At 60.6% G+C, this 12,963-nt stretch carries 11 protein-coding genes and 2 pseudogenes; 11 read left to right on the forward strand and 2 right to left on the reverse strand.

All coding sequences use genetic code 11. From position 1 onward, the window contains the following. Nucleotides 1–144 precede the first annotated feature (144 nt). Complete coding sequence (locus tag ACS4RS_RS25980; RefSeq protein WP_439012920.1) at nucleotides 145–840, forward strand: VIT1/CCC1 transporter family protein; 696 nt, start codon at nucleotides 145–147, stop codon at nucleotides 838–840. A 41-nt stretch (nucleotides 841–881) separates the two neighbouring features. Here the strand turns inward: ACS4RS_RS25980 and ACS4RS_RS25985 are convergent, their stop codons facing one another. Continuing rightward, nucleotides 882–1,238 (reverse strand): DUF302 domain-containing protein, encoded by a 357-nt coding sequence (locus ACS4RS_RS25985; protein WP_439012921.1) that lies wholly within the window; start codon nucleotides 1,236–1,238, stop codon nucleotides 882–884. Nucleotides 1,239–1,781: 543 nt separating this feature from the next. Between ACS4RS_RS25985 and ACS4RS_RS25990 the strand changes: the two genes are divergently transcribed. The 9 genes and pseudogenes from ACS4RS_RS25990 to ACS4RS_RS26030 all read left to right on the forward strand — a co-directional run. Next, nucleotides 1,782–2,171 carry a helix-turn-helix domain-containing protein gene (locus ACS4RS_RS25990; RefSeq protein ID WP_439013267.1) on the forward strand — a complete coding sequence of 130 codons (390 nt, stop codon included), beginning with the start codon at nucleotides 1,782–1,784 and terminating at the stop codon, nucleotides 2,169–2,171. Further along, the gene (gene hyfB / locus ACS4RS_RS25995; protein WP_439012922.1) at nucleotides 2,168–4,189 is read left to right on the forward strand and encodes a hydrogenase 4 subunit B; all 2,022 of its coding nucleotides are present in this window, start codon (nucleotides 2,168–2,170) and stop codon (nucleotides 4,187–4,189) included. The genes ACS4RS_RS25990 and hyfB overlap by 4 nt, the downstream gene beginning before the upstream one ends. Continuing rightward, on the forward strand, nucleotides 4,180–5,136 hold the full coding sequence (locus tag ACS4RS_RS26000) for an NADH-quinone oxidoreductase subunit H (protein ID WP_439012923.1): 957 nt from the start codon (nucleotides 4,180–4,182) through the stop codon (nucleotides 5,134–5,136). Before hyfB ends, ACS4RS_RS26000 begins: the two co-directional genes overlap by 10 nt. After that, a complete protein-coding gene (locus ACS4RS_RS26005; protein WP_439012924.1) occupies nucleotides 5,136–5,801 on the forward strand; it encodes a hydrogenase-4 component E in 666 nt (221 codons plus the stop codon). The genes ACS4RS_RS26000 and ACS4RS_RS26005 overlap by 1 nt, the downstream gene beginning before the upstream one ends. After that, the gene (locus tag ACS4RS_RS26010; protein ID WP_439012925.1) at nucleotides 5,798–7,261 is read left to right on the forward strand and encodes a hydrogenase 4 subunit F; all 1,464 of its coding nucleotides are present in this window, start codon (nucleotides 5,798–5,800) and stop codon (nucleotides 7,259–7,261) included. The genes ACS4RS_RS26005 and ACS4RS_RS26010 overlap by 4 nt, the downstream gene beginning before the upstream one ends. Before the next feature lie 13 nt (nucleotides 7,262–7,274). Continuing rightward, nucleotides 7,275–8,789, forward strand: a complete 1,515-nt coding sequence (locus ACS4RS_RS26015; protein WP_439012926.1) for an NADH-quinone oxidoreductase subunit D-related protein — start codon at nucleotides 7,275–7,277, stop codon at nucleotides 8,787–8,789. Nucleotides 8,790–8,801: 12 nt separating this feature from the next. Next, a pseudogene (locus ACS4RS_RS26020) lies at nucleotides 8,802–9,334 on the forward strand (NADH-quinone oxidoreductase subunit B family protein). 12 nt (nucleotides 9,335–9,346) lie between these two features. Beyond that, a complete protein-coding gene (locus tag ACS4RS_RS26025; RefSeq protein ID WP_439012928.1) occupies nucleotides 9,347–10,384 on the forward strand; it encodes a DUF4365 domain-containing protein in 1,038 nt (345 codons plus the stop codon). Between the two features lie 182 nt (nucleotides 10,385–10,566). Beyond that, nucleotides 10,567–10,842, forward strand: a pseudogene (locus tag ACS4RS_RS26030) (hypothetical protein); the annotation flags it as partial. Nucleotides 10,843–10,966: 124 nt separating this feature from the next. On the opposite strand, the gene ACS4RS_RS26035 reads toward ACS4RS_RS26030, so the two are convergent. Further along, complete coding sequence (locus ACS4RS_RS26035) at nucleotides 10,967–11,866, reverse strand: LysR substrate-binding domain-containing protein (protein WP_439012929.1); 900 nt, start codon at nucleotides 11,864–11,866, stop codon at nucleotides 10,967–10,969. A gap of 116 nt (nucleotides 11,867–11,982) precedes the next feature. On the opposite strand from ACS4RS_RS26035, the gene ACS4RS_RS26040 reads away from it, so the two are divergent. Then, a complete protein-coding gene (locus ACS4RS_RS26040; protein WP_439012930.1) occupies nucleotides 11,983–12,915 on the forward strand; it encodes a VOC family protein in 933 nt (310 codons plus the stop codon). Nucleotides 12,916–12,963: the final 48 nt, after the last annotated feature.

Consider the following 12,963-nt stretch of genomic DNA (forward strand, 5'->3'; position numbering starts at 1 on the left):
GGGATCGCCAAGATGACTTGGAATGCGCGGCGTCGATGACGGCATCAACCGAAGTTCGTTGTCTCATCTCTGTTGAGTGCGCCCGGGTTTTCCTTCACAAGATAGCGGAAGGCTGCAGGAGTCTGCGGCGATCGAGGTAAGTGGATGAGCAGAGTACATTCCGAAAGCCATCTCGTCGCCCGTATTGGCTGGCTGCGTGCGGCTGTTCTAGGTGCGAACGACGGCATCGTCTCGACCGCCAGTCTTATCATGGGTGTCGCCTCGGCGTCGGCGGGAACATCAGAGGTGCTGGTGGCGGGCGTAGCGGGCCTTGTCGCAGGCGCCATGTCGATGGCTGCGGGCGAATACGTCTCTGTCAGCTCACAGGCGGACACCGAGGCGGCCGATCTCGCTCGCGAACGTTTGGAGCTTCAGAGCCAGCCAGATGCGGAGCTTGATGAATTGACCCATATTTATGTCTTGCGAGGCCTCACTTACGATCTGGCAAGGCAGGTCTCCGTGCAACTGACGGAAAAAAATGTGCTGGAGGCCCATGCGCGCGACGAGCTTGGAATTGTCGAACATATGGCGGCGCGCCCGATCGAAGCCGCCCTGACCTCGGCAGTGACTTTCGCCGTCGGGGCGGCCTTGCCCCTGCTCATGGTTATCCTTTCGCCCTTGGGGACACTGGTCTACTCGGTTGCCATCGCATCGCTGATTTTCCTTGCGCTTCTCGGCGCCATCGGAGCGAAGGCAGGCCGTGCCGACGTTGTAAAGGCAAGTGTCCGTGTAACTTTCTGGGGCGCCTTCGCCATGGCGTTGACAGCAGGAATCGGCGCACTGGTAGGGACGGCAGTCTAGTCGGTCTGCACTTCGCCGAAGCGGTGCTTTCGGACAAAGACTCAAACTTCGGCGATCACTTCGGAGAGCTTGGAACGGACGCTTTCTGCCAGTTTAGCCAGACTATCGTTGTCGATTGCCCGCATAGATTCCACGGGGTCGACTGCACTGACCATCACGTCACCAGCGCCAAGTGACCGCACGATCACATTGCAAGGCAGCATGGCTCCCACCTTTGGCTCCAACGTCATGGCTTCATACGCCATATGCGGATTGCACGATCCAAGGATCAGGTAATCGTCGACATCGGCATCGATCTTCTTCATCGTCGCCTTGACGTCGATCTCCGTCAAAACGCCGAAGCCGTGCCTGGAGAGCGCCGCCTTCGTGCGAAGGACGGCGTTCGAAGGTAAGGTCATCAAATGCAAAAACACCGGTCTCCATCGCCCTCCGTTCTTATGTGTCGGAAGTCATTGATGTGAAGCAGAATCTTGCGCGCTGAACACCGGTTCGTATCCCATCAGGGCGAGCATCGCTCACTTTCGCAATGGCGCCCAATCGGAAATGGAGGATTAGCTCGCTGAACGTCCGCTTCGCGCTCTCGGTCATAGAGACCGTCATCTTGTATGACTGGAAGCAGACTTGGCCTCGACGGCGGCGTCAGCCCTCATGGGAAGCGCGCGACCTGGAAAAGATCCGTCCGCTGCGGCTTTTTCGGCCATCGATGCCAGGATCGGCGTATGGTTGTATCGGTTGCGCTTCCACCACGCCTGTTCCGTGGCCAGCTTCGCTGATCTATTTCGTGCTACACAACGCGTCGTTGGCAACGGCCGCCTCGACCACCAGCTAGCTGTTAGCGCGCCGATGGCCACGGCTGTCGAAGGTTTGCGCCGATGACGCCAATCTTCCCGAGGCTCGTTTGCTTAACAGGTTCGTCAAAACGATGCTGGCGCATCAGTATATTGATTTCAGACATCAATAGGCACATCATAGGTGTCAATTGTCAGAGTCTGCGCAAGATAAGCGATACTTCAATCGTGATCACTGCCGCTCAGATGCGGGCCGCCCGGGCCCTTCTTGGTATCGACCAGCGCCAACTGGCCGAATTGGCGGGAATTTCTGTCCCGACAATTCAGCGCATGGAGGCAAGCGCCGATGTCGTGCGCGGCAATGTCGACACCCTGATGCGTTTGCTGGCGGCGTTGGAAAGCGCCGGTGTCGAGGTGATCAACGAGGGAGCCGTCAGCACGGATGGCGGGCGAGGGGTCAGGCTCAGGGTGAAAATCAAGCCACCAAAGAGCGGAACGACGGAACCATCAAAGCCCTTTCCCGCAGCGAGGGATGACCCGTGACATCGGTTTCCGTCCTGTTGTCATGTGTGGTCGCACTGCTCGGGACGGCTGTGCTCGCCGTGCTGATCGCCCGCTCGGCCTTGTCCACGCCCATCGTCTACGGTGCAAGCCTGGTTTTCTCCGCCGTCGCTTTCGTTATTTCGCTCACCTGTCTTGCCAAGGCTCTTCCTGCGGCCGAGGCGTCGGCGCTTGTCCTCCCTCTCGGTCTGCCGTGGCTCGGGAGCCACTTTCGGATCGATGCGCTTGCGGCCCTGTTCCTTGTGATTGTCAATCTCGGCGGCGTGCTCTCCAGCCTCTACGGTCTCGGTTACGGCCGTCACGAACATGCGCCGCATCGGGTGCTGCCGTTCTTTCCAGCTTTTCTCGCCGGCATGAACCTTGTGATCGTGGCCGATGACGCCTTCAACTTCCTCATCTCCTGGGAGTTCATGTCGCTCGCGTCCTGGGCGATGGTGATGGCCCATCATCGCGACGCTGGCAACCGCAAGGCCGGCTATCTCTATATCGTCATGGCGAGCTTCGGTACGCTCGCGCTGCTGCTTGCCTTCGGGCTGCTTGCCGGGGCTGACGGAAGCTATGGTTTTGCCGCCATGCGGATGTCCGACCATACGCCATTTACGACTGGTCTCGTGCTCATCCTGCTGCTGCTCGGCGCCGGCTCCAAGGCCGGCCTCGCGCCGTTGCACGTCTGGCTGCCGCTGGCACATCCGGCCGCGCCAAGCCACGTTTCGGCTCTGATGAGCGGCGTCATGACCAAAGTCGCGGTCTATGCTTTCATCCGCGTGGTCTTCGACCTGATCGACGCGCCGACATGGTGGTCGGGCGTCATCGTCCTTGTGCTCGGCGCCGGCACGGCTGTAATGGGCATCCTGCATGCGATGATGGAGAGCGATCTCAAACGCCTGCTGGCCTACAGCACGATCGAGAATATCGGCGTGATATTCGTCGGCCTCGGACTGGCGCTCGCCTTCAAGGCGAACGGCATGGGTCTGGCGGCCGCGTTGGCACTGACGGCCGCGCTGTTCCACGTTCTCAACCACTCCTTCTTCAAGAGCCTGCTCTTCTTCGGGGCCGGCGCGGTGTTGACGGCAACGGGTGAGCGGGACATGGACAAGCTCGGCGGCCTCATCCACCGCATGCCGGTCACCAGCTTCCTTTTCCTCATCGGCTGCGTCGCGATCTCCGCCCTGCCGCCGTTCAACGGCTTCGTTTCCGAATGGTTGGCATTCCAGGCGATCCTGCAAAGCCCTGCTTTGCCGCAATGGGGCCCAAAGATCCTGGTGCCGGCGGTGGGCGGCTTGCTCGCCCTGTCGGCAGCGCTGGCTGTCGCCTGTTTCGTCAAAGCATTCGGCGTCACCTTCCTCGGCCGTCCTCGAACCATTGTCGCTGAACAGGCGCTAGAGGTCGACCGCTTCTCGCTGGTGGCGATGTCCGTACTGGCGGCTTTTTGCCTTGTCGCCGGCGTCTTGCCGGGTGTCGTCATCGACGGCCTCGCGCCCGTGACGCTATCGTTGATCGGCGAGCGCATGCCGGTGCAGACAGACATTCCGTGGCTTTCGATCGTACCGATCGCCGAAAGCCGCAGTTCCTACAACGGCCTTCTCGTCTTCACCTTCGCAATCTTCTCGGCGTCGCTGACGGCCTATCTGATCCACCTCTTCGCGTCACGGCGGCTCCGCCGGGCGCCCGCCTGGGATTGCGGCTTTCCCGAGATCAGCCCGGCGACGCAATATGGCGCTGGCAGCTTTGCCCAGCCGATCCGCCGCGTTTTAGGCACGCTGATCTTCAGGGCGCGCGAGCGGGTCGACATGCCAGCGCCCGGCGATCTCGGTTCGGCGCATTTTGCCGTCGAGACACATGATTTGATCTGGGAAGGGCTTTACCTGCCGATCGCAGGTGCCGTCGGATTTGTGGCCGAGAAGCTCAACCACCTGCAGTTTCTCACGATCCGGCGTTATCTCAGCCTGGTGTTTCTCGCGCTCGTCTTCCTGCTTCTGGTGCTGGCGCTATGGTCCTGATCTCGGCTCTTTTCATCCAGGCATTCCAGATGGCGCTCGTCGTGCTGCTCGCGCCGCTGCTGACAGGCTTTATACGCCTGGTCAAGGCGCGGTTGTTGCGTCGGCGCGGGCCTTCTGTGATCCAGCCATATCGTGACCTCCTGCGTCTTCTGCGCAAGGAAGTGGTGCTCGCCGAAAATGCTTCCTGGCTGTTTAGGGTGACGCCCTATCTGGTTTTCGCCGTCACGTGGGTCGCAGCCGCCACCATCCCCACCTTCGCCACCGGCCTCATCTTCAGCTGGACCGCGGACCTGATCGCCATCGTCGCGCTGCTTGGCAGCGCCCGTTTCTTTCTGACGCTTGCCGGCATGGATGTCGGCACCAGCTTCGGCGGCATTGGATCCAGCCGCGAGGTGATGATCGCGACGCTCGCCGAGCCCTCGATGCTGCTCATCATCTTCACCCTGGCTCTCATCGCCAGCTCTACCCAGCTTTCGTCCATCGCCGCCTTCATGACGTCATCACAGGTGGGCCTGCGTGTTTCACTGGCGATCGCCCTGATTGCCCTCGTCATGGTCGCGATCGCCGAAAATGCCCGTATTCCGGTCGACAACCCTGCGACCCATCTGGAGCTCACCATGGTGCACGAAGCCATGGTGCTCGAATATTCCGGGCGCCATCTCGCGATGATCGAGCTCGCGGCATCGCTTAAGCTATTGCTTTACATCTCGTTGATCGCCTGCATCTTTGCGCCGTGGAAACTGGCCGTCATTGGGACCGGTCCTGTCGTCTATCTGGCCGGTCTGCTCGCCTACCTCGCCAAGCTTGCTGCCGGCGGAGCGCTGCTTGCGCTGTTTGAAACCGCAACGGCCAAGATGCGGGTGTTCCGCGTGCCCGAATTCCTCGGCGCAGCGCTCATGCTCGCGCTGCTCGCCACCCTCCTGCGGTTCGTATCGAGGAGTCTTTAATGGACGGACCGGTCTTCGACATAGCCCATATGCTCGCCGGCGGCCTGGTGCTGGTCAGCATGATGATGCTCTATCAGGACCGTCTTTACGCGCTGCTCAACGTCTTTGCCCTGCACTCGCTGATACTGACGCTGTCGGTGGCATGGCAGGCCTTCATCCAGGATGCGCCGCATCTTTACGTGACCGCGGCACTCGCCCTCGTCTTCAAGGCCATCGTCATCCCCGTGGTGCTCCATCGCATGATCCGTCAGCTCGGCATCCACCGTGAGATCGAGACCGTTGTCGGCATTGGCCCAACCATGCTCGCTGGGATCGGTCTTGTCGCGCTGGCAACGGTCGTGATGCTGCGGGTGACGCCGGAAGCGGATCCGCTGGCACGGGAGGATCTCGCCTTTGCCTTGTCGGTGCTATTGCTCGGGCTTTTGATCATGGTCACCCGCCGCAATGCCGTCAGCCAGGTTGTCGGGTTCATGTCACTGGAAAACGGACTGGTGCTTGCCGCAACCGGCGCCAAGGGCATGCCGCTGGTGGTCGAGATTAGTGTCGCCTTCTCGATCCTCATCGCCTTTATCGTCATCGGCGTCTTCCTGTTCCGCATCCGCGAGCGGTTCGACACCGTCGATGTCCGAGCGCTCGATGATTTCAAGGGGAGGAAGCGAAAATGAACGCTTTCTCCCCTGTCCTGGCCTTCGATGCCGTAATGGCTGTCCTCGTGATACCGATCGCGGCGGCGGCCGTTCTGGCGCTCCTGCCCGGCTACCGGACGACGGCGCGACTGAATGTCCTTGCAAGCCTGCTGACCCTGCTTGCCGCCCTTTGCCTGTTCGTCACCGATCGCCCGGCACCGGGACAATATCTCCTCGTCGACGATCTCAACATCGTCTTCATCGTCCTCAACGCCTTCGTCGGCTTCACCACCAGTATCTTCAGCGCCAGCTATATCGCTCATGAACTGGAGACCGGGCGGCTGACGCCGGCAAATATCCGCTTCTACCACGCCATGTATCAGATCATGATGTTCGGTATGAATCTCGCATTCGTGTCGAACAATATCGGCCTGATGTGGGTTGCCGTCGAACTTGCGACGCTGACGACCGTGTTGATGGTCGGCCTCTATCGCACGCATGAAGCGCTCGAAGCCGCCTGGAAATATTTCATTCTGGGAAGCGTCGGCATCGCCTTCGCGCTCTTCGGCACCATTCTGGTCTATCTGGCGGCGCAGCCGGTGGTGGGCGAAGGTTACGACGCCATGGTCTGGACCATTCTGATCGACCATGCCGCCGCCTTCGATCCGGCGCTCCTCAATGTCGCGTTCATCTTTCTGTTGCTCGGCTACGGCACTAAGGTCGGTCTCGCACCGCTGCATGCCTGGCTGCCGGATGCCCATGCCGAGGGGCCAACGCCGATCTCGGCGGTCCTTTCAGGCCTCCTCCTGAATGTCGCGCTCTATGCCGTGCTACGCTTCAAGATGCTGTTGTCGGCCAGCCCAGAGGCGATTGCTCCCGGACCGCTGATGATGACGATGGGCCTCGCGTCGCTGATCTTCGCCGCCTTCATGCTCTACCGTCGCCGGGACATCAAGCGCCTGTTCGCCTATTCCTCGATCGAGCACATGGGCATCATTGTCTTTGCCTTCGGCCTGGGCGGGCCGATCGCCAATTTTGCCGGGCTGCTGCACATGGTCATGCATTCGCTGACCAAATCGGCGATCTTCTTTGCCGTCGGTCATATCGTCCAGGTTAAGGGCACGCAGAGGCTCTCCGCCATCCGCGGCCTGAGCGAAACGCATCCGGGGCTTGGCTGGGGTCTGCTCACCGCGGTCATCGCCATCGCCGGCCTGCCGCCGGCGGGCATATTCATGAGCGAGTTTCTGATCGTCAGCTCGACCTTCGCCAGGCAGCCGCTGCTGGCAATTCCGCTGGTCTTCGGGTTGCTGATCGCCTTTGGTGCTCTGCTGCTCAGGCTGACAGGGGCCGTGTTCGGCCAGCCGCGCGGCAACCCGGCGCCGGCCCAGGTGTCGTACCTGCCGATGTATGCTCATCTCGCGCTGGTGCTCGTCGCCGGCATCTATCTGCCGCCGCCGCTGGTCGCCTGGTTCCAGCATATTGCCAATCTTCTTCGATGATGCGGGGGAAAAGATGTCGGCGCTAAGCGATCTGATTGAGCAGGGGCGGGCGGTTCAACATCATGCGCCGTGGCCGCGCGCTGTCCTCGATCCAGCGGCATGGACATCGACGGCACTGGAGCTCGCAGAAGGGCGTTTCACCTTGCTCGGCCTTTGGGGAGAAGCGCACGCGGTTTACATGGCCCTCCTCGATGAACCCGCCGGCACGATCGCTGTCATCAGCCTTGAAGGACTGGCGGATGGCTATCCCTCCGTTGCACGACATCATCCGCCCGCGCTGAGGCTGGAGCGGGCGATTCGCGACCTTACCGGGTTGGAGCCACGGGATCTGCCGGACATCCGCCCATGGCTCGATCATGGACGCTGGGATCTGCGCTACCCGCTTGGCGAGCGGGCAGCAACTCTGGCCGAGCCCGATCCCTACACCTTCCTGCGTTCAGAGGGTGACGGTCTGCATCAGATCCCGGTCGGCCCGGTGCATGCCGGCATCATCGAGCCGGGGCATTTTCGTTTCACGGCCAACGGCGAAACGGTCGTCCGTCTCGAAGAACGTCTCGGATATGTCCACAAGGGGATCGAGGCGCTGATGATCGGCACGGATCTGCTCCGCGGAACACAACTCGCTGGGCGAACGTCCGGCGACAGCACGGTCGCCTTTGCCTATGCCTTTGTCCATGCGGCGGAGGCAGCGATCGGAGTTGTCGCCCCGCCCCGCGCGGTGTGGCTGCGGGCTTTGATGGCCGAACTGGAACGGCTCGCCAACCATCTCGGTGACATTGGCGCCATCTGCAACGACGCCGCGTTTCCGTTGATGCTGGCCCATTGCGCCGTGCTGCGCGAACGTGTGCTTCGTGCCGCCGATACCGCCTTCGGCCACCGGTTGATGCGCGACCGCATCCTCCCCGGCGGCGTTGCCGTCAACCTCTGCGAAGACGGACGCGCCAGCCTGAAGACCCTGCTAGATGAAATTCACCGAAGATTGCCAGCTTTGGTGGAACTCTATGACAACACGGCCTCGCTTCAGGATCGAACGGTTGGAACCGGCAGGCTGCGAGGCGAGCTTGCCCGCCAATACGGCGCCGGCGGTTATGTCGGGCGCGCCTCCGGGCGCGGTTTCGACGCACGCGATGCCCTGCGCTACCCGCCCTACGACCAGCTTTCATTCGAGATTCCGGTGCTGAACGAGGGTGATGTCAATGCCCGCGTCTGGATCCGCATTCGCGAAGTCGAGCAGAGCCTCTCACTGCTGGGCCAGATCCTCGATAAGCTGCCGGATGGTCCGATCATGAGGGATATTCCCGTCATCAACGAGGGCCGGGAGGGCATGGCGCTTGTCGAAGGCTTTCGCGGCGACGTGCTGGTCTGGTTGCGGCTGACCCAGGAGGGCAGGATCGAACGCTGTCATCTGCGCGATCCATCCTGGTTTCAATGGCCACTGCTGGAGGCCGCTGTCGAAGGCAATATCGTCGCGGATTTTCCTCTTTGCAACAAATCGTTCAACTGCTCCTATTCCGGTCACGATCTCTGAAGGCAGTTCGTCATGCGCAAGCTCCTCTTCGAAAGTCTCATCCGACCGCCGCTGACCGAACCGAGACCGCTGGTTTCCGATGCTGCGATGACACAGCTCGCCGCCGCCGTCGAAAGGAGTGCGCGCCGACGGTTGGGACGCAGCCTGTCGATCCGCGCCGTCGATGCCGGGTCCTGCAACGGCTGCGAGCTGGAAATGCATGCACTCAGCAATGCCTTCTACGATATCGAGCGTTTTGGTCTTCGTTTCGTTGCCTCGCCGCGGCATGCCGATGTGTTGCTTGTTACAGGCCCGGTGACCAGCAACATGGCGCAGGCACTCGAACGGACTTATAACGCCACGCCCGATCCCAAATGGGTCGTTGCCCTCGGGGACTGTGGTCGCGACGGAGGCTGCTTCTCGGGCAGCTATGCCGTCCTCGGCGGGGTCTCGAAGGTTATACCTGTCGATCTGCACATTCCAGGATGCCCCCCTCGCCGACGGATATCCTTAAGGGCCTGCTCGGGCTGCTTGAAAATGTGAACGAGGAGGGTCGCGTTTCGTGACGGGCAGTTTCTATGGTTCAACTTCTGCAGGCTGGAATCATCGCAATCACCACGCTGACCGCGGCGGCACTCGCGCTGCTTGAGACCACCTGGCATTGGATCGCGCGGCCGCCGCCTCGGCGTCGCCGTAACATTGCGCTTCCCGGCCATCGTGTGGATCCCGCCACACGCATCGCAATCGATGCTGTCGAAAAGGTGTTCGTCCGAGATTTCAAATGGTCTTTCCGCCGGCTGCCAGATTCGAAGGCCGGCATCGATGCGCGGGCCGAGATTCTTGATGGCGGTCGGCCGACCGGAAGGTTCCTGCCCCTTCAGATCGGATTGATACAATCGTGGTCTGAAGACGGCAGCGATTATGTCCATCGGGGCGAGAACAGTTACCTCGATTACTGGACGAAGCACTCGTTGCCGGTCTGTGTCGTCATCGTCGATGCCGGCAGCGGGACGATGCGGTGGCAAAGAGCCAACAAAGAGAGTTGCACGGAAAGGGCGTCGGGGTGGGAGATGGTTGTTCCGGCAGCCAACGTGTTGGACGCCAACGCCAAGCTCTGTTTCGACGAGGCCATTGCCAGCGATCAGGAGTCGCTGATGCGCTCCGCCTTTGCCCTTGATCGAGAGCTTATGGAGGCGGTTCGGGATCAGACGACTTTTTTCGTGTGGGACGAGTGGGGTGATACGACAGCGATCTTTTCCAACCTACAGATCTATATCGGCGAAGCGGAGAGGGATGAGCCGGATATCCGGATCGACTATCATCTTCGGGCCGACAATCTGCATAATGTCATGATCAGGCTCTTCCCGTGGGCGACCTACTCCTACGCCGAGCCGATCAAGGAATATTCCGACGAGGTTGCTGTGCACGTTCTCGAGGTCGAACTTCGACCCGAGGCAGAGGCCTATCTCGAGGCCGAAGACTTTCTGGTGGCGGGTTACCCCGATGAGGAGGAGCCGTGCGCACCGGAATCCGAGGATTATGTCACGGCGCAAGAAGTAGAGGCGTTCTGGCGGAGCCGGGGGTTCTTGCGCGAGCATCGCGATAAAGACGAATAGGTGTCGGAACAAGAGCAGTTCGAAATCGTACGATAAGGCCGAAAGAGCAAGAACAAGGCCGTAGCTCGGATTGCGGCATTCGATCTCTGTGGATTGCCAACGACATGCGCGAGCTTTGATTTCTCTGTCCGGCCCGATTCGACAACGCTCCGCGCGGTCGTGGATGGAGTCGGGCGATGACACGGCTGCTTCGGATGAAACCTGAGCTTGAGTCGATGGTCGACGACTACGAGGTACCGCCGTTGACCGTAGCAGCCGAGCAATATGCAGCCGTCAACAAATACGCCGGTGCGTTCCTTCAGGTCTTCAAGTTCCGCTCAGTGAGTCGCCACGATCCACTTCTCGCGGCAATTGCGCTGCTGAAACCTCCATGCCGAGAAGCGGCGGATACTCCCGGATCGTGTCCCCGCTCACCCACCTCAGCCAAACTGATCGGCGGCTCATCTTCGAACAAGATCTGGCGGGTTGCAACATTTACGATCGAAACCTGTGGCAGCTCCAGGAAATGGTCGCCGCCAAGCTGCGCGCGTTACGTCGAGCCTGAAGGCAGTCTTCAGGCACTTGAAGATCTAAAGGAACGCGTTACTCCAGCATCACCATATGGGCCGTAACCTGCTCTTCGAAGAACTTCGAGAATGATGCGATGCGCGGTGGCAGCGCCTGATAGGGTGGATAGAACAGTGTCAGCCACAGGTCCGGCGGCGCCCATCCTTTGAAGATGTGGATCAGACGGCCGCTTCGAATGTGGTCGGCGATATTGAAGCCTGGCAGCAGGGCAACGCCCGCACCATCGGCGGCCATGTCCGCCAGAACTTCGCCGCTGTTGGCGCTGAACGCCTGACCAGCTGATATCGTCATGCTCGACCCGCCATCCGACAGAACCCAGTTCTCACGCCGGCTTTCACCGCTATAGGCGAGGCAGTCGTCTGGCTTCAACTGGTTGGGATGCTCCATATCGGCGAATCGGCTGCCCGGCGCCGCGACCAGGATGCGCGGCACCACCCGGATTTTTCTCCAGATCGTGAACTTGTCCGAGGGCTGCGACGAGATGCGGATCGCCAGGTCGTAGTCGTCGTCGACGATGTCTACGAGTCCGTCGGACAGGGAAATCTCGAAGCTCATCTTCGGGTAGCGTTCCTTGAATCCCGACAGGATCGGCGGCAGTACCGTCTTGCCGAACCATGTCGGCGCGCTGATCCGCAGGCGTCCTTCGTCGGCCTTGTGGGCATTCATCACCTCGCGCCGCGCGTCTTCAAGGGTCTTCACCGCGGGCTGGATCTGTGCGGCGAAGATCGCGCCATCTGTCGTCAGCGACACCTGCCTCGTAGTGCGCACGAAGAGCTGCACGCCGAGTTCGGCCTCAAGTGCTGCGATCGCACGCGTAACGGCTGCGGGTGTCATATCCAGTTCGCGGGCGACCTGGGCGAAATTCCGCTTCTCGGCGGCGAGGAGGAAGGTCCGGAGAGCTTTGTAATCATTCATGTCATTGTTTCAATAATTGCAACTCACTCACAAGGAATATTGCAATTTTAGTTGGCGTTCAAGCTGGCTACATTCACTTCAACACTTGAACCCAACGCCCATTGAAAGGCTTCGACATGATCAAGGATATCAAAGGACTGCATCACGTAACCTCGATGGCTTCGGATGCGCGGGAGAACAACCGCTTCTTCACTGACACGCTTGGCCTGCGCCGCGTGAAGCAGACGGTCAACTTCGACGATCCGAGCGTCTACCATCTGTATTATGGTGACGAGAACGGCTCGGCGGGGACAGTCATGACGTATTTTCCGTTCCAGAACATGATGCTGGGCCGTCCCGGGGTGGGCGAGGTCGGCGAAACACAGTTCTCCGTGCCAGAGGGTGCGCTGAAATTCTGGCAGGATCGCTTCACCGCCCAGGGAGTCGACGGGCTGGAAACGGATACCGTCTTCGGCGCCAACCGACTTCGCTTCATGGGGCCTGACGGCGACCGCCTGGCGCTGATCGAGTCTGCTGACGACACCCGCGCCCCATGGCTTGCCGACGGCGTCCCGAGCGATGCGGCCATCCGCGGTTTCGCCGGCGCACGCCTCAGCCTCCATGATACCGCAGCAACCGAGGAGCTGCTCGGCTTCATGGGCTATCAGCGCGCCGGGAAACAAGGTGACGTGACCCGATTTATCGTTCCGGGCGGAAACGGAGCAGATACGATCGATCTCGAAGCGCTGCCGAAGACGGCGTTTGCCCGACAGGGTGCGGGTTCGGTTCATCATGTTGCCTTTGCCGTCGATAATCGCGAGAAGCAGCTCGATGTGCGCAAGGCGTTGATGGACACAGGTTACCAGGTCACCCCTGTTATCGACCGCGATTATTTCTGGGCCATCTACTTTCGCACGCCGGGCGGTATCCTGTTCGAGGTCGCCACGAACGAGCCTGGTTTCAATCGCGACGAGGACACCGCGCATCTCGGAGAAGCACTCAAGCTGCCGAGCCGATATGAGGCGTTCCGGGATCAGATCCAAGCCAATCTCGAGCCATTGGCAGCCTGACAATACCGCAGAAAACCGGTGTCTTTTGCAACTGATTGATAATTGAGC

Origin of the sequence: Rhizobium sp. F40D2 (genome assembly GCF_051810745.2) — a bacterium.
Lineage (GTDB): Bacteria > Pseudomonadota > Alphaproteobacteria > Rhizobiales > Rhizobiaceae > Rhizobium.